The 19,334-nt window shown below is 70.0% G+C and carries 18 protein-coding genes; 11 read left to right on the top strand and 7 right to left on the bottom strand.

From position 1 onward, the window contains the following. Positions 1-34: 34 nt before the first annotated feature. Positions 35-694, bottom strand: coding sequence for a hypothetical protein (locus ACLJPX_RS38010; RefSeq protein ID WP_410605131.1), 660 nt, complete (start codon positions 692-694; stop codon positions 35-37). A 446-nt stretch (positions 695-1,140) separates the two neighbouring features. Here ACLJPX_RS38010 and ACLJPX_RS38005 point away from each other — a divergent pair, with 446 nt between their 5' ends. From ACLJPX_RS38005 to ACLJPX_RS37995, 3 genes are read left to right on the top strand one after another with little or no spacing between them, the layout of a single operon-like run. After that, the gene (locus tag ACLJPX_RS38005; protein ID WP_410605130.1) at positions 1,141-2,187 is read left to right on the top strand and encodes an alpha/beta hydrolase; all 1,047 of its coding nucleotides are present in this window, start codon (positions 1,141-1,143) and stop codon (positions 2,185-2,187) included. Continuing rightward, positions 2,184-3,017: an SDR family NAD(P)-dependent oxidoreductase gene (locus ACLJPX_RS38000; RefSeq protein ID WP_410605129.1), complete on the top strand. Its 834-nt coding sequence runs from the start codon at positions 2,184-2,186 to the stop codon at positions 3,015-3,017. The genes ACLJPX_RS38005 and ACLJPX_RS38000 overlap by 4 nt, the downstream gene beginning before the upstream one ends. Further along, entirely contained in the window at positions 3,014-4,243 is a 1,230-nt protein-coding gene (locus tag ACLJPX_RS37995) for a glycosyltransferase (protein ID WP_410605128.1), read from the top strand. Before ACLJPX_RS38000 ends, ACLJPX_RS37995 begins: the two co-directional genes overlap by 4 nt. On the opposite strand, the gene ACLJPX_RS37990 is transcribed toward ACLJPX_RS37995, so the two are convergent. Further along, positions 4,240-4,674: an SRPBCC family protein gene (locus ACLJPX_RS37990; protein WP_410605127.1), complete on the bottom strand. Its 435-nt coding sequence runs from the start codon at positions 4,672-4,674 to the stop codon at positions 4,240-4,242. The two genes, ACLJPX_RS37995 and ACLJPX_RS37990, sit on opposite strands and share 4 nt — an antisense overlap. A gap of 127 nt (positions 4,675-4,801) precedes the next feature. Between ACLJPX_RS37990 and ACLJPX_RS37985 the strand changes: the two genes are divergently transcribed. After that, positions 4,802-5,605 (top strand): LLM class flavin-dependent oxidoreductase, encoded by an 804-nt coding sequence (locus tag ACLJPX_RS37985; protein ID WP_410605126.1) that lies wholly within the window; start codon positions 4,802-4,804, stop codon positions 5,603-5,605. A gap of 16 nt (positions 5,606-5,621) precedes the next feature. Here the strand turns inward: ACLJPX_RS37985 and ACLJPX_RS37980 are convergent, their stop codons facing one another. Beyond that, positions 5,622-6,074 (bottom strand): hypothetical protein, encoded by a 453-nt coding sequence (locus ACLJPX_RS37980; RefSeq protein WP_410605125.1) that lies wholly within the window; start codon positions 6,072-6,074, stop codon positions 5,622-5,624. A 216-nt stretch (positions 6,075-6,290) separates the two neighbouring features. Between ACLJPX_RS37980 and ACLJPX_RS37975 the strand changes: the two genes are divergently transcribed. The 4 genes from ACLJPX_RS37975 to ACLJPX_RS37960 all read left to right on the top strand — a co-directional run bounded on the left by ACLJPX_RS37975 (position 6,291) and on the right by ACLJPX_RS37960 (position 10,724). Further along, positions 6,291-7,274, top strand: a complete 984-nt coding sequence (locus ACLJPX_RS37975; protein WP_410605124.1) for a TerC/Alx family metal homeostasis membrane protein — start codon at positions 6,291-6,293, stop codon at positions 7,272-7,274. Positions 7,275-7,531: 257 nt separating this feature from the next. After that, entirely contained in the window at positions 7,532-8,755 is a 1,224-nt protein-coding gene (locus tag ACLJPX_RS37970; RefSeq protein WP_410605123.1) for a PP2C family protein-serine/threonine phosphatase, read from the top strand. After that, the gene (locus tag ACLJPX_RS37965) at positions 8,752-10,290 is read left to right on the top strand and encodes a sensor histidine kinase (protein ID WP_410605122.1); all 1,539 of its coding nucleotides are present in this window, start codon (positions 8,752-8,754) and stop codon (positions 10,288-10,290) included. Before ACLJPX_RS37970 ends, ACLJPX_RS37965 begins: the two co-directional genes overlap by 4 nt. Next, positions 10,287-10,724, top strand: a complete 438-nt coding sequence (locus ACLJPX_RS37960) for a response regulator (RefSeq protein WP_101608537.1) — start codon at positions 10,287-10,289, stop codon at positions 10,722-10,724. The genes ACLJPX_RS37965 and ACLJPX_RS37960 overlap by 4 nt, the downstream gene beginning before the upstream one ends. A gap of 2 nt (positions 10,725-10,726) precedes the next feature. Here the strand turns inward: ACLJPX_RS37960 and ACLJPX_RS37955 are convergent, their stop codons facing one another. After that, positions 10,727-11,392 (bottom strand): hypothetical protein, encoded by a 666-nt coding sequence (locus ACLJPX_RS37955; RefSeq protein WP_410605121.1) that lies wholly within the window; start codon positions 11,390-11,392, stop codon positions 10,727-10,729. Between the two features lie 316 nt (positions 11,393-11,708). On the opposite strand from ACLJPX_RS37955, the gene ACLJPX_RS37950 reads away from it, so the two are divergent. Beyond that, a complete protein-coding gene (locus ACLJPX_RS37950; protein ID WP_410605120.1) occupies positions 11,709-12,509 on the top strand; it encodes a hypothetical protein in 801 nt (266 codons plus the stop codon). Continuing rightward, positions 12,506-14,200 (top strand): serine/threonine-protein kinase, encoded by a 1,695-nt coding sequence (locus tag ACLJPX_RS37945; RefSeq protein ID WP_410605119.1) that lies wholly within the window; start codon positions 12,506-12,508, stop codon positions 14,198-14,200. Before ACLJPX_RS37950 ends, ACLJPX_RS37945 begins: the two co-directional genes overlap by 4 nt. A gap of 59 nt (positions 14,201-14,259) precedes the next feature. On the opposite strand, the gene ACLJPX_RS37940 is transcribed toward ACLJPX_RS37945, so the two are convergent. Then, a complete protein-coding gene (locus ACLJPX_RS37940) occupies positions 14,260-15,096 on the bottom strand; it encodes a DUF2382 domain-containing protein (RefSeq protein ID WP_410605118.1) in 837 nt (278 codons plus the stop codon). Between the two features lie 384 nt (positions 15,097-15,480). Here ACLJPX_RS37940 and ACLJPX_RS37935 point away from each other — a divergent pair, with 384 nt between their 5' ends. Beyond that, complete coding sequence (locus tag ACLJPX_RS37935; RefSeq protein WP_410605117.1) at positions 15,481-17,082, top strand: ABC-F family ATP-binding cassette domain-containing protein; 1,602 nt, start codon at positions 15,481-15,483, stop codon at positions 17,080-17,082. Between the two features lie 4 nt (positions 17,083-17,086). Here ACLJPX_RS37935 and ACLJPX_RS37930 read toward each other — a convergent pair whose 3' ends face one another. Next, positions 17,087-17,911 (bottom strand): class I SAM-dependent methyltransferase, encoded by an 825-nt coding sequence (locus ACLJPX_RS37930; RefSeq protein ID WP_410605116.1) that lies wholly within the window; start codon positions 17,909-17,911, stop codon positions 17,087-17,089. 113 nt (positions 17,912-18,024) lie between these two features. Further along, complete coding sequence (locus ACLJPX_RS37925) at positions 18,025-19,038, bottom strand: YdcF family protein (RefSeq protein WP_410605115.1); 1,014 nt, start codon at positions 19,036-19,038, stop codon at positions 18,025-18,027. Positions 19,039-19,334: the final 296 nt, after the last annotated feature.

Below are 19,334 nucleotides of genomic sequence, written 5' to 3'. Positions count from 1 at the left end.
TCTCCTCGGGGTTCGGCGGGGGTTGTGCGAGGGTTCAGCGGCCGAGCGGTCCGGCGGCGTGCTGCCAGGCGGCGACGGCGAGGGCGTCGAGATCGAGGCCGGTGGTCCCGGCGTCACGAAGCACGACCAGTACGTCGTCGGCGGCGATGGCGACGGTGCGCAGACGCAGTCCGGGCAGCTCGGGGGGCTGACCGGGGAGCGTGAGGAGTTGTTGGTAGGAAAGGGTTTTCGCGCCCGTGACGGCGGGCGCGGGCTGGACGGTGACGGTCGACACCGCGGTACCGGCTGCGTCGTCGACCGTCACCTGTGAGCACCGCGCGGCCTGCGCGGCCCAGGCCGTCAGGTCGGGCGGGTTCGTCGTGCGTGCGACGAGCTCGGACACCTGACCGCCGGGCACCGCGGACTGGAAGCCCTGGCCGGTGGCGCCGGTGCCGATCAGCCTGCCGTGGACGACGTCCTCACAGCCGCCGACGTCGATCCGGCTCTCCTCACGGTCCGGCGTGGACAGTGCCGTGGCCAGGTCGAAGCCGTCGCGCGCGGACGCGTGCGGGACGGTCTCCGGCGGTAGCAGGGCCGCGGGCGGAACGGCGGGAGAAGGTGGCGCCGCGGCCGCCTGAATCGATTCTCCGGGTACGCCGGAAATAGTGGCCAACGCGGCGGTGGTGACGACGAGCGCGCGAATTCGGGCAGTCATGAATAGCCCTTTCGGAAGGGTCCTGATGGGGTCGCGGTCCCTTCGGTGGGACACAGGCGCCGGGGTTGCGTCAGTGGACGCCGAACCCGGGCGGCACGACGAAGGCTACGACGGGAAATCGAATACCGGAAGGTATCAAGAGAACGTAAATGTCCTTCGTGTACTAGGTGTGACCTGCGGCTTCCGAGGTTTTCGCTGGTGCGCGAGGCAGTCTGGTACTCCCGTGCCACTGTCGCTCACCGTCCGTGAGCGCCGGGTCACCCTGATGGGGGAGGCGGGGGCATTTCTTGTTTCCCTGGCATTCACATTGTCCTCCCGGATTTTGGGCAGGACAATTGCCTGGAAGGGGTTCTTCCGCTTAACGTGTCGGCACTCCGGATTTCTTTCGCGGGTAATCGCCGTCACATTTTCGGATTCGATCGAACGACCGGGACAAAGGATTACGTATGCGCAATACTTCGAGGCGGCTGCGCGCCGTCGCGCTGCTGACGGCCGTGACGTGCTCGCTGCCCGGCGCCGCCATCGCCCCGGCGAGGGCCGAGAGCGGTGTCCCGGACGCCCGCGCCGACGACGGCTCGCACGTCGTCGCCCAGACCACTGTGGACGGTGACCCGCGGATGCTGGACCTCACCGTGCGCTCGGTCGGCGTCGGGAGCTACGCGATGGTCCGGCTGATCCTGCCGTCGCGATGGGACGCCGAACCGGAGAAGAAGTGGCCGGCGGTGTACCTGCTCGCCGGGGAGACCCGGCTGCAGGACTATCGCGGCTGGACCGCCAACACCGACATCCGGAAGCTCGCCGACGAGTCCGGCGCCCTGGTGGTGATGCCGGGTTCCGGTTCCGCGGGCTTCTTTTCCGACTGGTGGAATCACGGCAAGGACGTCGTGCTCAATCAGTGGGAGACGTTCACCGCGGTCGAGGTCCCGCAGCTGATCGACCGCGCGTATCGCGGGGACGGGCGGCGGGTGGCGGCCGGGCTCTCGCTCGGCGGCTACGGCGCGGTGGAACTCGCCGCCCGGCGGCCGGGGGTGTTCCGGTTCGCCGGGTCGTTCAGCGGCAATCTCAACCCCACCGGTCCGTACGGCGAACTGCTGACCAGCGCGATCGTCGCCTCGGCCCGGCAGGACCCCGAAGCGCTCTGGGGTGACCGGCGTCGCGAGGCGTCCCGCTGGGACGCGCACGATCCGCTGGTGAACGCAGACCGCCTGCGCGGCACCGAGCTGTACCTGTCGACGGGCAACGGCCTGCCGGGACCGTACGACGGCAAGCTCCCGATCGACGTGCTCCCGGGCGCGATGCTGCTCGAGTTCCTGTGCTCCGGCCAGACCACCGCGATGGCGGACCGGCTGAATCGGCTCGGTGTCCCGGTCACGACCGACTTCTACGGGCCGGGCACGCACCATTGGGCGTACTGGCAGGACCAGCTGCACAAGACCTGGCCTCGGATGCTGCGCGCGCTCGCCGCGCCGGTGAAGGCGGGGGAGGCGTCGTGACCCGTCCGTCCTTTGTGGTCACCGGGGCTTCGAGCGGGATCGGCCGCGCCTGCGTGACCGAACTCGTCCGGCGGGGCGCCCACGTCTGGGCCAGCGTGCGCACCGACGCGGACGAAACGGAACTCGCCCGCACCCACGGCGAAGCGGTCACCGTGCTGCGGATGGATCTCCGGGACGCGGCGTCGATCACGGCGTGCGGAGAGAAGGTCGCGGCCGCGGGACCGCTGCGGGGACTGGTGAACAACGCGGGGATGGCCCGGCCCGGACCGCTGGAACACGTCCCGCTCGAGGATTTCCGGCAGCAGTTGGAGGTCAACGTCACCGGGCAGCTCGCCGTCACGCAGGCGATGCTGCCCGCGCTGCGCGCCGAGCCCGCCGCCAGGGTGGTGACGGTCGGGTCGATGGGCGGGCGGATCGCCGGACCGATGGTCGGGCCCTATCACACGTCGAAGTTCGCCTTGGTCGGCTTGACCGACAGCCTCCGCGCCGAACTGGCCCCGTCCGGGATCGGGGTCGTCCTCGTCGAGCCCGGCGCTGTCGCCACCTCGATCTGGCCCCGTGCCCGCGCCGCCGCGGAGGAGGTCCGCGCGGCTTTGCCGGAAGCCGCGCGGGAAAGGTACGCGGCACAACTGGACGAAGCCGAACGGAGCGCGGAACGGTCCGCGCGCGCAGGGGTGCCGCCCGAGCGCGCGGCACGGGTCGTGGTCCACGCGCTGACCGCTCGCCGTCCCGCGCCGCGGTACCTGGTCGGCCGGGACGCGCATATCGCGGCGGCGCTGGCGAATCTGCCCTTCCGCCTCCGCTACCGGTTGACGGCGGCCAAACGGTGACCCGGCTGGTCGTGATCGTCGCTCCCGGTTCGCGGGGCGACGTCCAGCCGTGCATCGCCTTGGGGCGCGGTCTCGAGGGCGATCGGGTGCGAGTGCTGGCGGCCGAGAGGTTCCGGGAGCTGGTGACCGGATACGGGCTGGAGTTCGCGCCGCTTTCGGCCGATCCCAGTGAAGTCCTCGGTTCGGACGGCGGGCGTGAATGGACCGAGGGCGGCCGCAATCCCGCGACGTTCCTGCGCGGACTGCGAGGCGCGCTGGCACCGGTGCTGGAACGCCTGCTCGCCGATGTCCACGAAGGAGCGTCCGGCGCGGACCTCGTCCTCGCCCCGACGCTGGGTTTCCTCGGCGCGCATCTGGGCGCCTCGCTCGGCGTCCCCGACGTCGAACTGCACTACCAGCCCAGCGTGCCGACCCGGAAGTTCGCGCATCCGCTGCTGCCGTGGGCGGGCAGGCTCGGGCCCTGTGGGCGGCAGTTGAGCTTCCGCGCCGTCGATACCGTCGCCTGGCAGGTGTTGCGGCCCGAGGTGGACCTTTGGCGCGGCCGGTCGCTCGGGCTGCCCCCGGCGGGCCGGCGCGGACCCCGGCGGAAGGAAACCCCGGTGCTGTGCGGGTTTTCCGACGCCGTGGTGCCCCGGCCGAAGGATTGGCCCGCCAGGGTCCACGTCACCGGGTACTGGTTCCTCGACACCCCCTCCGGGTGGCGGCCGGACCCGCGCCTGCGCGACTTCCTCGCTTCGGGGCCGCCTCCGGTGTACGTCGGATTCGGCAGCATGCGGCCGTCGGAGGCGGAGCGGACGTTCGCCGCCGTCCGCACGGCGCTGCGCCGGGTGGGGCTGCGGGGGCTACTCGGCACCGATGCCGGGTCCGACGACGATGATCTGCTGACGGTGCAGGACGTCCCGCACGCGTGGCTCTTCCCGCGGACCGCCGCCGTGGTGCATCACGGCGGCGCGGGCACGACCGCCGCGGCGCTGCGGGCGGGCGTCCCGGCGCTGGTCTGCCCGGTCTTCTCCGACCAGCCCTTCTGGGGTGACCGGGTGTCGCGGCTCGGCGCCGGACCGCGGCCGCTGCCGTTACGGGAGCTCACCGCGGACGCCTTGACCACGCGTCTGCTGGAGCTGTCCGGCAATCTGCTGTTCCGTCGCGGGGCGCAGTACGTCGGCGCCCGGCTGCGTGAGGAGGACGGAGTGGCGCGAGCTCGTGAGGTGCTGCAGGAAGTGCGTTAGCGCAGCTCGTCGAGATAAGCGATGAGCCGGCCGAAGCAGGACTGCCAGCCGTCGACGTGTTCGTCGCGTTCCACCACCGTCTCGAAGATCGCCTGGTGGAAGGTCATTTCGGTCTTGCCGCCACGTTCGGCGAGGAGGACCGTGACCAGGGTGTCGTGACCCCGCGCTCCTGCCGGTTCCTCCCAGGCGAAGCTGAAGACCAGCCGCTCCGGCGGCACGATCTCGTGATAGACGCCCGAGGCCCACAGTTCGGTCTCGCCGTCGCTGACGCAGATCCGCCACCGGCCGCCCTCGGTGAGGTTGACCGTGCAGGACTCGGCGGTGAACCCGGCCGGGCCCCACCAGCAGGCGAGATGGTCCGGATCGGTCCACACCCGGAAAGCGAGCTCGCGGGGCGCGTCGAGAAGGCGGGTGATCGTCAGGTCGGCCATCGTTCTCTCTCGGGTTATTCAACCGTTGGGTTGATCAACGTGATGGTTGAACTCTAGTGCGACGTTTGATCGTGTCAAGCCGCCAAAGACTCCCCACGGTCGCCCCATCCCTCGTACGGTCGGCAGAATGAATCTGCGCTCAGCACTCTGGCTGCCGATCTTCGACGAGCTGGCCGACCCGGTGATCGTCGCGCGCCTCGCCGCCGAGGCCGAAGAAGCGGGCTGGCACGGCCTGTTCGTCTGGGACCACATCCGCTGGCGGGAGCCGGTGCGCGCGGTCGCCGACCCGTGGATCACGCTCGCCGCCGTCGCGTCCGCCACCGAGAACCTCGTCTTCGGGCCGATGGTCACGCCGCTCGCGCGCCGTCGCCCGGTCAAGCTCGCCCGCGAGACGGCCACTTTGGACCGGTTGAGCGGCGGGAGGCTGATCCTCGGCGCGGGACTCGGCAGCGACCGGTTCGGCGGAGAGTTCTCGAAGACCGGTGACGAAATGGACGATCGCGCACGCGGCGAGATGCTGGACGAGTCGCTCGAGATCCTCACCGCGGCCTGGTCCGGGGAACCCGTGAGGCATCACGGAAAGCACTACACGGTCGACGACATCACGTTCCTGCCGCGACCCGAGCGGCCGGTCCCCGTATGGCTGGCGGGTTTTCCCGGCAAGGTGAAACCGATGCGCCGGGCCGCGCGGTACGACGGGTTCTTCCCGGTGAACCTGCCGGACGCGGACGAGTTCGCCGAGGCGGTCGAAACGATCACGGCGTTGCGTGAGGACGACAAGGCGCCTTACGACTTCGCGATCGGCCTGCCGTCGGGCACGGATCTCGCGCCCTACGTGAAAGCGGGCGCGACCTGGTGGATGGCCGAGTTCCCGTGGGACGACCTGTCCGTCGACGCGGTGCGCGGCGTGCTGCGGGACGGCCCGGCCTAGGTGTAGGGGCTTCGGGTCAGGTCCGCTTGCGGCTCGCGATCTCGTCGAAGAGCTGCCGCACCTGGGCGGGGTCCGCGTCCCGGGCGAGGGCGACGTAGTGGTCCATGACGGCCGGCCGGTAACGCACGGGCAGTTTCTGTCCTGGGGCGAGCCGGGTGAGCTCGGTGATCGTGAGGTCTTCGTCCGCGACACCGCGGAACGAGATGCCTCCGGCGGTCTCCACGTCGAACATCAGGACCACGCGTGGACTGCCGTCGCTGCTGACCTCCCGCCAGTCGACGAGAACGCCCAGCGCCAGCGGCCCCGTACGCAGTTCCGCGTTGCGCTTCCGTGCGGCACCGCTCAGGAGCGGGTTCGGGGCGACGCCCGGGAAATCGGGCCCGACGCCGAGCGATTCCCGGCTCAGGTCGGGCCTGAGCTGCGCCATCAGATCGTCGAGTTTGAGCTTCCTCTTTTTCGAACCGAACATCCTGGCCCTCCCTCGCCGCGATCGTACGTCGGGGCCATTCTCGACCTCTGTCGCAACGCCCCGCCTTTAACATCTCTTTACCAAGTGGCATACTGAACCGACGAGGGGAGTACTTCCCAAGAGCCTGCCCGGTCAGTACGGACACCCCGCTGGTGTCCCCGGGAGGCCGCCCCGCCGGGCGAAGGAGACCTCGAACTTCGAGTTCGAGGAGTCTTCATGCCCGAGTCCGTCGCAACCGTGGGATCGCCCGGGTTGTGGGCGATCAGCATCGCCGTCCTGCTGGCACTGCTCGTCGCCGACTTCGCCGTCACCCGCCGTCCGCACGAGGTGTCGATGCGGGAGGCCGCCGGCTGGTCGGTCTTCTACCTCGCGCTCCCGGTGGTGTTCGGGTTCTGGCTGTGGCTGGAGTTCGGTGGCGACCAGGCGATCGAGTTCATGACCGGCTTCGTGGTCGAGAAGTCCCTGTCGGTCGACAACCTGTTCGTCTTCATGCTGCTGCTCGCCGCCTTCGCGGTCCCGCCGATGGTCCAGCAGCGTGTGCTGCTGTACGGCATCGTGGGCGCGCTGGTGCTCCGCGGCGTGTTCATCGCGGCCGGGGCCGCGATGCTATCGGCGGGCACCTGGGCGTTCCTCGTCTTCGGCCTGATCCTGTTCGCGTCGGCGATCAAGATCCTGCGTGAAGCCCTCTCGAAGGACGAGAGCGAGATGGACCTCTCGCAGTTGCGGTCGGTCCGCCTGCTGCGCAGGCTGATGCCGGTCACCGACGACTACCGCGGCACCCGGCTGACCGTGCGCGAACACGGGCGCCGTGCGCTCACCCCGCTGGCGGTCGTGGTCGTCGCGGTCTTCGCCACGGACGTGGTGTTCGCGGTCGACTCGGTGCCCGCCGTCTACGGCATCACCGAGGATCCGTACCTCGTGTTCGCCACCAACGCCTTCGCCCTGCTGGGCCTGCGCGCGCTCTACTTCGTGCTTCGTTCGGCGCTGGCGAAGCTGGTCCACCTGAACCACGGCCTCGCGATCATCCTCGCCTTCATCGGCGTCAAGCTGGTCCTGCACTGGGCACACGGGATCTGGCCCGCCGTGCCGCAGGTCCCGACGCCGGTCTCGCTCGGGGTGATCATCGCCGTCCTCGTCGCGGTTTCGTTCACCAGCCTGTACGCGCGCCGCCGCGAGACCGCCCGGACGGCGAAGGAGTGAGCGATGATCACCGGACTCGTCGTCGGCTTCCTGATCGACCTGGCGGTCGCCGCGCTCTTCCTCGCCGCGTTGGTCCTGGTCTTCGCGGCGATGCGGCCGCCTCGTCCGCCACGCGGTCCCTGACCGTGTCGGATGCTGGCGTGTCGGGTGTGCCGCACCGGCGGCGCGTCCGGTACGGCCGGTACGCTCCCCGTGGTTGAGAAGACAGCCGTCTTCTGTTCGCGCGCCGGGAATCCGGTGAGGAAAGGTGGCTGTCCGTGTCCAACGCCGTGCGTCACGGCGAGCAGTCCCCACCTCGTAGACCTTCGCCGCAGCTGGACCGCTTGCACGTCCTGCTCGTCGAGGACGACGACGGCGACGCGCTCCTGGTCGAAGAGATGCTCGCCGACGCGGCCGAGAGCCTCGAACGGGTGGTGCTCGACAGGGCGACCACACTCGAACAGGTCCTCGCCCAGCCGATCACGGCCGACTGCGTGCTCCTGGATCTCCAGCTGCCGGACGCGACCGGGCTCACCGGCCTGACCCGGCTGCGTCAGCACGCGCCGTCGACGGCGGTGATCGTGCTGACCGGCCGCGAGGACGAGGCGCTCGGCGTGTCCGCGCTGGGCGCCGGCGCGCAGGATTACCTGGTCAAGCAGCACGTCGACGGGCAACTGCTGGCGCGGACCCTGCGCTACTCGTGGGAACGCAGCCGTGCCGAACGCATCGAGCAGCAACTGCTGCAGCATCAGCTCTTGGCCAGGGAGAACGCGCGCCTCGAACGCGGCCTGCTGCCGACGCCGCTGGTGACCGACCCCCGGCTCGGTCTCGCGGTGCGGTACCGGCCCGGCCGGAACGGGGCACTGCTGGGCGGCGACTTCTACGACGCCGTCGAACTCCCCGACGGCACCCTGCAGCTGGTCATCGGGGACGTGTGCGGGCACGGTCCGGACGAGGCGGCGCTCGGCGTCGCGTTGCGGATCGCGTGGCGTTCGGTCGTGCTCGCCGGGCTGCCCATGGCGGAAACGCTGGCCATGGTGGAAAAGATGCTGCAGCACGAGGCGCTGGGACCGCTGTTCGCCACTGTCTGCATGATCACGGTCGCCCCGGACCGACGGTCCCTGCGCATGACGCTGGCCGGGCATCCGCAACCGCTGCTGGTCGACGATTCGGGCGGCAGGCTGCTGTCCAGGGAAGCGCTCGGCCCCCCGCTGGGCGTCGCGCCGGGCACCGGATGGCGGGAGCTGACGGTGCCGATGGGGCCGCGATGGTCACTGCTGCTGTACACCGACGGCCTGTTCGAAGGCCGCGTCGAGGGCAGCGGGGAACGGGTCGGGCTCGAACGGATGGCCGAGGCCGCGCTGAGCAGCCTCGACGCCGCGGGCGGTTCGGACCGAGCGCTGGACCACCTGATCAGCGAGATGGACATCCTGCACGGCGGACCGCTGGACGACGACGTCGCGCTGGCCTTGCTCACGTTCGACGCCGAGGAGTCCCGATGAAGCGCGATTCGCCCGACGGCGTCTGGTCGATCAGGCGCTGGGCGGTGCTGTCCGGGGTGATCGCTTCGCTGCTGATCGGTGGCGCGATCGTGGCGGGGTCGGCGGCGCTGGTCAACCTCACCGAGTCGCGTGCCCGGCTGCTGGACGTGACCGGTCCGCAGGTCTTGCAGTCCACCGCCCTTTCGACGGCGATGCTGAACCAGGAGACCGGCGTCCGCGGCTACATCCTGGCCGGGCGCGCCGAGTTCCTCGAGCCCTACCGTGACGGACTCAAGGCGCAGGACACCGCGGTCGCCGAACTGCGGCGGCTCGGCGCCGTTCCGGGCACGACCATCGGCGACGACCTGGACCAGGTGCTGCAGGCCGCTTCGACGTGGCGCCGGACGGTCATCGAGCCGGTGCTCGCCGGCGCGCCCGCCACCGGAGCGCAGGTGGAGGCGAGCAAGCCCCTGTTCGACGAGGTGCGCGGTGCCCTGAACGGATTGCAGAGCCGTCTGGAAGCGGAACGGCTGGACGCGCGGAACGACCTGTCGTCCGCGGCCGACGTGCTGCGTGTGATGCTCATCGTCATCGCGGTCCTGTTGTGCGCGGCACTGGCACTGGTGTTCGTCCTCCTGCACCGCAAGCTGATCAGCCCGATCCGCCAGCTGGCCGGAGAGGTGCGCGACGTCGCCACGGCCGACATCCACCGCGAGGTCCGCGGTTCGGGGCCCAAGGAGATGCGCGAACTGGCGTCCGATGTGGAATCGCTGCGTTCGCGGATCCTCGCCGAGGTCACCCATCTGGAGCGCGCGCAGGAAACGATCGCCGTCCGGACCCGTGAGCTGGAGCGGTCGAACTCGGATCTGGAGCAGTTCGCCTACGTCGCCTCGCACGACCTGCAGGAGCCGCTGCGCAAGGTGGCCAGCTTCTGCCAGCTGCTCCAGAAGCGGTACCAGGGGAAACTGGACGAACGCGGTGACCAGTACATCGGATTCGCGGTCGACGGCGCGAAGCGGATGCAAGCGCTGATCAACGATCTGCTCGCGTTCTCCCGGGTCGGGCGCCGTCCGGGCGAGAGTGTCCTGCTGGAGTCCGAGAGCCTGCTGGACGCCGCGCTCGGCAATCTCGAAGACGCCATCACCGAGTCCGGCGCCCGGATCACCCGTGCCGAACTTCCCGTCGTCCGGGGGGAGAAGTCCCTCCTGACGGCGGTCCTGCAGAACCTGGTCGGCAACGCCGTCAAGTTCCGGGGAGAGGACCCGCCGGAGATCGACGTCGCCGCGGAACTCGACGGCACGGACTGGCGATTCTCCGTCACCGACAACGGAATCGGCATCAGTGACGAGTACGCCGAGCGGATCTTCGTGATCTTCCAGCGCTTGCACGGCCGCGGTGACTATCCCGGCACCGGGATCGGCCTGGCGCTGAGCCGCAAGATCGTCGAACACCACGGCGGGAGGATCTGGCTGGACACCACCGTCACGGCCGGAACCCGCTTCTGCTTCACCCTCCCCGCAGACCAGAGCCCCAGCGAAGGAAACGGACAAGCATGACCGAGTCCATGGAACCGATCCACATCCTGCTCGTCGAGGACGACCCCGGCGACGTCCTCATGACGCAGGAGGCGTTCGAGCACCACAAGATCCGCAACACCCTTTCGGTCGTCTCCGACGGCGAGCAGGCCTTGCAGTTCCTGCGCCGTGAAGCGCCGTACGAGGACGCGGAGCGCCCGGGGCTGATCCTGCTCGACCTGAACCTGCCCCGCAAAGACGGCCGCGAGGTGCTCAGCGAGGTCAAGGCGTCCTCGGAGCTGCGCAGCATCCCCGTCGTCGTGCTCACCACGTCCGAAGCCGAAGAGGACATCCTCCGCAGCTATGACCTGCACGCCAACGCCTACGTCACCAAACCGGTCGACTTCGACCGGTTCATCGACGTGGTGCGGCAGATCGACAACTTCTTCGTCACCGTGGTGAAGCTTCCGCGCTGACCTCAGGGGAAGCGCAGGACGGTGATCCCGGCCAGCACGAAGAACACCAGCACCACCAGGGTGCTGCTCTGGCCACCGGACGAACTGGTCACGACCTGGTCGACGGCGCCGGTCAACCGCACGCCGCAGTCCGCGACGACGGTGTGCCTGCCCGCCTCGATCCGGGTGAACTCGACGGCCGCGGTGAAGGCCCCGGTGCCGTCGGCGTAGGCGTTGCCGACGCGGTCGCCGTTCGACGTCAGGGTGACGGCCTCGCCCGGCAGGCAGCCCTTGCCGGTCGCGGACAGTTTGTCGCCGGGCTGCACACTCGGCCGGTCGAGAACGAGGTCGTTCGGCCCCGGCGGGGTGCTGCTCGACGAGGGGGCGTCCGTCGGCGGCGGGGGAGTGTCCGTTGTGGACGGCGGCGTCGTGGTCGTGGTGGTGGGCGGGGTCGTCGTGGTGACCGGGGTGGTCGGCGTGGTGGTGGTCCCCGGCCTGGTCGGGGTGGTCACCGGGACGGTCGGCTTCGTGGTCGGCGGCACCTTCGTCGTCGGCGGCGCGGTGGTCACGGTCCCGGTCACGCGGAAGGCCGCGCTGCCGGTCAGCGGTCCGCCGGTCCGCGCGTTCGTGCAGTTGCCCGTGACGGTGTAGCCACCCGGTGTCGCGTTGCCCGGAACCGTCGCACCCACCTGTCCACTGGGCGCGCTGACCGAGGTGATGGCCGCTCCGGACCACGTGAAAGAAATCGGTCCTTTGCACGGGGAGAAAGTCCAGGAAATGGTAAAAGAACTCCCGGCGGGACCGCTCGAAGGTTTCAAACCAACTGTCGACTGATAAGGAGACTGTTGCGCGTTTCCCGCTCCCACCAGGGAAAGCAGGAACAACAACCCGGTCACGGTGCCGAATATCAGGCGAACCACGATACGCATTGGGACGTCCCTCTCCGGTAAGTACTCGCTGTAGCATTCCGGACCAGTCGGATAACGCAAACAGGGGATACGCAAAATGGGACGTGTCATCGCGGCAGGGGTTGCGTTGGGTCTGTGCGTGGTCCTCCTGGGCTCACCACCGGCCACAGCGGACAGTGGCGGCGGGACGGACGGCGGCAGGCTCGAACTGGCGGTCACCCTCGACGACCGGCCGATCACCAACGCCACGGTCACCGTCGATCCGGCCAAGCAGATCGAGCTCACCGTCACCGCGACCAACAGTGGCGGGACGGCGGTCAAGGTCCGCAGCGTGCGGGTGTCCGGCGTCGCGCTCGCCCTGACGTTCTTCGCCTACGACACCACGGCCCCGTTCGAGGTCCCCGCGCACAGCCGGGTCACCAGGACCTTCGTGCTGGACATGGCCGACCTCTCCGGCCAGGCGATCGGGCTGCTCCCCTCGACGGTCGAACTGCTCGACGCCCAGCGCGGCACCCTCGGCGAGGCCGAGACGGTCGCCGACATCCGCGGATCGTTCTGGTCGGTTTACGGTGCCTTCGGCCTCGCGATGCTGGTGCTCACCGTGCTGGCGTGGCTGACCGCCCTGCTCGCGCTCGCCCGCCATCGCCTGCCCGCCAACCGCTGGCGCCGCGGTCTGCGCTTCCTGCCCGCCGGATTCGGCACCGGGCTCGTCGCGGTCGTCACGCTGTCCGTGCTGCGGCTCGTAGCGCCGGAGCCGGCGATCGAGATCCCGGTGGTCCTCGGCGCCGCCGTCATCGCGTTCCTGCTCGGCTACCTGACGCCGCATCCGGCACCGGCGCCCGCCGACGACGACGAAACGGTCCGCTTTCCCGACGGCACCAAGGAATTCAACCGATGAGCGCACCCGCCGAGGTCGTCGCCGCGCTGCCGCAGTACGAGATCGGGGCCGCGATCGGCCAGGGCGGGATGGGGGTCGTCTTCGCCGGCGTCCACCGTTCACTGCGCCGCGACGTCGCCATCAAACAGCTGCCGTGGGACGTGCTGAACCACGCCGTCAGCAGCGAGCTGTTCGACCGCGAAGCCCGGGTTCTGGCCAGTCTCGACCACCCGCACATCGTGCCCGTCTACGACTACGTGCGCACCGGCCGCGAGCATTTGATGGTGATGGAACGCCTCGACGGCGGCACGGTGCACAGCCGGTTCCAGGCCGGGGGAGTCGGCGCGGAGCAGGCCTGCGCGATCGGGCTGGCGACGCTCGCCGGACTCCACGCCGCGCACGAAGCGGGCGTGCTGCATCTGGACGTCAAGCCGAAGAACCTGCTCTTCACCACGCAAGGCGTGATGAAGGTGGCCGACTTCGGCATCGCGAAGGTGATCAGCGAGGGCGCCACCCTGGTCACCCACGGCGGCGAGGTCCTCGGCACGCCCGCCTACATCGCGCCGGAGCAGGCGATGGGCAACGCGCTGAGCCCGGCCGCCGACGTCTACTCGGCGGGAACGGTGCTCTACGAACTGCTGTCCGGGAAACTGCCGTTCGACAACACCCGGGGCGCGATCAGCATGATGCGCCAGCACATGTTCACCGACCCGCGCCCGATCGAGGGCGTGCCCGCGCCGATCGCCGCGGTCGTCATGCGCGGCCTCGCGCGCGAACCGGACTCCCGCTACCGCGACGCGGAAACCTTCGCGGCGGACCTCGCCTCGGCAGCCACCGCCGTCTACGGTCCGGGCTGGCTGGAACGTTCCCGGGTGCCCGTCCGTCACCTCACCCCGCGGGTGCTTTCCGCGCTCAGCACACCGGTCGCCGTGCCGGTTCCGGCGGGGGACGGCCCGACGAGACCGGTCCGCCGTCCCGTCCAGGACCCGACCCTGTCCGCGACCCGGGCGGCGTTCGAGCCCGAGCCCCCGCCCGCCGGGCGGTCGAGTCCGGTGCTCTGGTTCCGGCTCGCCGCGGCGGCCGCGGCCCTCGCGCTCGTGGTGCTCGCGCTCCTCAACCCGGAACGGCAGACCCACGAGTCGTCGCTCCTGGCTGTCGACCTCGTTGTCGTTTCGTCGTCGCCGGAAGTGGACCTCAGCAAGACGTTCACGCTGACAGGCAAGGGGACACCGGGGCAGGTGAGCCTCGACCTGACGGCCGCGGGCATCCCACTCGGTTCCGCCACGGCGACACCGAAGGCCGAAGGCGGCTACTACAGCGCCGATCTCCAGTTCCCCGGGCTGACCCGGTGGATCGTCGGTGGTGCCGTCACCGCGACGGCGACGGCCGACGGCGTCACCGAGACGTTCACCTTGCGCACCCACCAGCATCCGCTCGCGAGCGCGCTCGGCGCGGGCAGCCTCATCCTGGCGCTGTTCGCCTTGGCGTACCTGGAATCCGGGCTGCGGACACTCCGCAACGGCCATCGCTGGCGGGGCGCGCTCGTCGCCGGACCGGTACTCGGCCTGCTGTTCGGCGCGACGGCGTGGCTGTGCGTCTCGGTCTTGCGGGTACGCGAACCCGCGCTGCCGTTCGGCATCGGCTGCGCGATCGCGGGGGCGGTGGCGACGGGTTTCGTCGTCGCGGCCGCCCGCGCCCGGCGTCTGCGCTGAATCCCCAGGGCTGAATCCCCAGGGGTGGCCCGGTTTCGCGGACCACCCCTGTTCCGGGATCAGGACTTGCGGTGCTTGCCGTCGTCGTCCGTGACCTCGAACTGCTCCTTGCGGACCTTGCCCGACACCGTCTGCTCCTCGGTGACCGTCTCGGTCTTGAGCCTTGCCCGCTCGACCGGAACGGTTTCCTTGGTCACCACCGGTTTCTCGGCGTGCAGGATGACTTCCTGCTCGTCCTCGGAGATCTCCGCGCGCTCGCCGCGCGCGTTCGTGATCGGTTCCCGTTCGATGCGCACCTCTTCGTGGCTGACCGGAACGGTGATCTGCTGCTCCTCGGTGACGACGTACTTGCGCAGCCGGACGTGGCCGGTCTCGACCTGCTCGGTGCCGACGTTCAGCCGCTCCTCGGAGCGCGTCATGGTGTGCTCGGCGTCCCGGTTCTTCTTCCCGGCGTCCGCGTCCATCCCGGACTTGCCGCGACCGGTGCCGCCCATGGCACCCTTCCCGGCGCCCGCGGTGTCCATGCCGGGACGGCCCCGGCCCTGCGCCTTGTCGTCCATCCGGCCGTCCGGCGACGTCCGCGGCATCGGCAGCCCGTAGTGCTTGTACAGCTGCGCGCTCTCCTCCACGGACAAGTGGCCGTCGGCGTCGATACGGGGCGCGTCGGAGACGGCCTCCTTGTCGACGCGGACGTGCACGCCGTCCTTGTCGGCATGCGCGCCCGAGAGCGGGACGAAGCTCTCCTTGGTGCCGAACAGGCCCGTTTTGACCGTGATCCACTCCGGCTGATGCGTCGCGTCGGCCAGGTAGACGTTGCCGACCTTTCCGAGCTTGTTGCCCGTCGGATCGACCACGGCACTGTCGATGAGTTCCTGCGGCTGCATGGTCTTCGCCATCGGTCCTGCTCCTCTCGAAAGATCTTGCTGAGGAGCCCACCGTCAGCCGGGCCGGTGATCACGGCAACCGTCGTGGTGTTCCTGTGGGTGACCCCGGAAAGTGGGGGTTTGAAGCCGCGCTCGCGGGCTAAGACCGGCGTGTCGTCGCTGGTGGAAGCGGGTGCCCGCGGGGTGACCGGCGGCTCCGGGGTTGGTGCGAAGGTGTGGATCTCCTCACGTGCCCGCCGAAAACCGGATGCGCGGGTCTCCGCACCTGCCCTACCCTCGTGATCGTGATGCAGCAACTGCTGTTCCTCTGAGGAACGACGCCTCCACCGGTACCGCGAGCCGCGGTACCGGAGTTCGTTCTTCCTGCTCATCACTTTCGCTGGAGGCAGTTCCTTCATGTCATCCCCTCTTTCTCGCGCGCCTTCGCGCGCCGCGCACGTCCGCCTGTCCGGTGTCCACCTCTCCTTCGGGGGACGGCCCGTGCTTTCCGGGGTCGACCTCGTCGCCGCCGCCGGTGAGCGGGTCGCCATCGTCGGGGAGAACGGCCGCGGCAAGACCACGCTCCTCCGGGTCCTCGCCGGTGACCTGCCCGCCGACCGCGGCGAGGTGCACCGCGCGGGTTCGGCCGGTGTCGCCGACCAGCAGATCCCGCTCGGCGCGACGGACACCGTCGGCGCGCTGATCGACCTCGAACTGGCGACCGTCCGCGCCGCGCTGGCCCGCCTGGAGGCCGCCACCGGCGCGCTCGGCGATGGCCGTCCCGGCGCGGACGACGTCTTCGCCGCCGCTCTCGCGGAGGCCGAGTCCCTCGACGCGTGGGACGCCGACAGGCGGGTCGAGATGTCGCTGGCCGCCTTGAACGCCGTCGACGACCGTGACCGTCCACTAGGGACGCTGTCGGTCGGGCAGCGCCACCGGGTGCGGCTGGCCTGCCTGCTCGGAGCCGGGCATCCCGTGCTGCTGCTCGACGAGCCGACGAACCACCTCGACGCCGCCGGGCTCGATCACCTCACCGAGCGTTTGCGCGCGTACCCGGGGGTGGTCGTCCTGGTCACCCACGACCGGGCGTTGCTCGCGGACGTGGCCACCACGGTGATCGACCTCGATCCGTCGAGCGACGACCGGCCGCGGGTCTATGGCGGTGGCTACGCTGCCTACGTCGAGGCTCGTCGGGCCGAACGCGCTCGCTGGGAGGCTTCGCACGCCGAACAGATCGCCGAGCGGCAACGGCTGGCCGACGACCTGTCCGCGGCGCGGAACCGGCTGCGCGACAACTGGCGGCCGCCCAAGGGCACCGGCAGGCATGTCCGCGCCACCCGGGCGCCGGGACTGGTCCGGGCGGTGCACCGGCGGCAGGAGGAGCTGGCCGAGCACGTGGTGGCGATCCCGCCGCCACCGGCCAGGTTCGCCATGCCCGAGCTGCCGTCGCGTCGTGGCGCGATCCTGCTCGGCGCCGCCGGGGTGACGGTGGCCGGGCGGCTCGCGCGTCCGGTCGACCTGGTGCTGGAAAGCGGCGACCGGCTGGTGGTCACCGGTCCCAACGGCGCGGGCAAGTCGACGCTCCTGGCCGTGCTGGCCGGGGACCTGGAGCCGGGGTCGGGCACGGTCACCCGCTCCCGGTCTGCGCGGATCGGGCGGCTGGGGCAGGAGTCCGAGCTACCGGGCAGGCGTACGGCGATGGAGCTGTACGACGAGCAGCTCGCCAGGGCCGGCGTCCCGGGGCCGGGGCTGGGTGAGCTGGGCCTGCTCGCCGGATACGACCGGCACCGGCCGGTCGCCGAACTGTCCGTCGGTGCCCGGCGGCGGCTGGACCTGGCACTCGTGCTGGCCCGCCGTCCGCACGTGGTGCTGCTGGACGAGCCGACCAACCACCTGTCCGCCACGCTCGTCGACGAGCTGACCGCCGCGCTCGGGGCCACCCCGGCCGCGGTGGTGATCGCCACGCACGACAGGCAGTTGTCGCGCGATACGGCGTCCTGGCCGAGGCTCGCTTTGTGAACCGTCAACCGCGGTGGGCGGTGGTGTAGCGCACGGTCTGCGCCAGCACCACGCTCCCGTCGGGCTCGCGCAGCGGTTCGAGCTCGGCGAGCACGGCCTGGCGAACGGCGTCGAGGCGGTCTTCCGGGATCAGCTCCCAGAACATCCGCTGGCCGTGCGACCAGGACCAGGTGATCCAGTGCCCGGGGTCGGCGAACTTCACCGGATAGACGCGTTCCACGGACGTGACCCCGGTGAAGCCCGCCGACTCCACGGCCTGGCCGAAGCTCTCGACGGTGGCGAACAAACCCGCCCGGACGGCCATGGTCCACGCGAGTTCCGGCGGCACGAACGGCTTGAACACCTCGCGCACGGCCGCCCACCGGGGATCGTCGGCGCCGAACGTGGTCACGCCCAGCCGGCCGCCCGGTGCGAGCAGGCGATGCCACGATCGCAGGCCGGCAACGGGATCCGGCAGGAAGAACACCACGAACGACGCGAGGACCACGTCGAAGGCGGCGTCGTCGAGCGTCGGTTCTTGGGCGTCCATAAGGGAAACCGAGGCGTTGGCGAGGTCGCGGTCTGCGATGTCCTTCGCGGTGCGCTCGATCATCGCCGAGGAGAGGTCGATACCCAGCACCGATCCGCCCGCGCCGACCCGCCCGGCCGCGGGGAACAGCACCGCGCCCCGTCCGCAGCCGACGTCCAGCACCCGCTCGCCGGGGACGAGCCCGGCACGGTCGAGCAGTTCCCGGGCGAAGGCGCTGAAGAAGTCGACGCCGAGTGCGTCGTAGGTCTTCGCCGTCCGGTCGAACAGCAGCGCCATCGCCTGGCGGGTGTAAGCGCTCATGCGCAGGACGATGGCCCGGTGAAATGGGTGTTGTCAAAGGAAGACCCGGGATTTGTCACGGCGCTCCGGGCGGCGGTGACGTGAATTCGTTCCGGGGTATCAGTTCTCCGGCCTCAGTAGAAGGCGCGTGACACCTGTGAAAGCACGATGAGCCCGCAGATGACCAGATTCTTGATCTTGTGATCCACGAGGATGGCCACGAATTCGCGGATGGTGGCGCTCGGCCAGAAGTACCAGGCCGTCGGCGCCCCGATGACCTGGCCGTTCACCTTGGCGCGGCGCGCGATGAGGGCGGCGCGGAGCACGTGGAAGTTGTTCGTGACCACCGTGCACCGGTAGCCCGCCTTGCTCGCCCGCATGATTTCGGCGCTGAAGGTGAGGTTCTCGAACGTCGTCCGCGACTGGTCCTCCAGCAGAATCCGCTCCCGCGGCAACCCGGCCTCGACCAGGTATTCGGCCATGGCGTGGGATTCCGGCAGGTCCTCGTCGGGCCCTTGCCCGCCCGAGGTGACCACCATCGGCTCCCGCCTGCGGCGGGCCTCGGAGTCCACGACGCGTTTGGCCCGGTTGAGGCGGCTCCCCAGCAGCGGCGGTACCCGGTGGCCGTCCTGCAGTCCCGATCCCAGCACCACCACGAAGTCCACGCCTTTCTCGGTGCGGATGCGGCCGTAGACGATCGAGTACAGGAGGAAACAGACGAAGAGGAACGAAACGTAGACGACGATCCCGTTGAGGCTGCCGCGGAGGATGTCGAGCGGCTCCCAAGCCAGTTGCGTGACCGTCGCGTTGAACACGACCAACGCGCAGATGCCGATCCCTGTCAGCAGTGACAGCACGTTGGCCAGCCTGCGGCCTTCGCGGCGGAGCATGGTGATCCCGTTGCAGATCAGGAAGACCGTCAACGCGAGGACCGTCGGGATGATCAGCAGGATTACGCCCACCGCGACGAAGCCCGCCGCTTCGGGTGACACCGAGGCGAGGAGCGCGATGAGGGTGATGCCGAGGAACAGGAGCGCGAAGAAGAGGTAGAAGCCGTTCCGCAGCCTTCGCCGGTCGCGAAGGAAGCTCACCAGGAACGCCGCGCAGCACAGGGCCGCGATGGCGAAGGGGATTGCGGCGGCCCTCACGAGTTCTCCAGCCTTGGGACGATGCGGGCACTCGAGTGTCGGTACGCGGTGCGGCGGCATTGAATCACACCCGCGCGGTACCGATGGCGCCGCCGGTCGGCGTGTCGCCTTTCCTTACCCGGCAGTGGGAATCCGGCGCGAGGAAGCGGGGGCGTGAAGGGACGCGGGTCGGCCCACGCCTCTCACGACTGCCCAGGGCCGTGTCGCGAAAGTCGAGGTCGTGAGTGGTAAGAGTCGTTCTAACGCTCCTTATCACTCACGACCCCCACGTGAAACCGCGCAAAGCACTCGAATCG

The organism is Amycolatopsis sp. lyj-90, from assembly GCF_046549035.1.
In the GTDB taxonomy this organism is placed as follows: Bacteria; Actinomycetota; Actinomycetes; order Mycobacteriales; family Pseudonocardiaceae; genus Amycolatopsis.
Note: the sequence above shows the minus strand (reverse complement) of the source record. Positions and strands in the feature narration are given on the sequence as shown.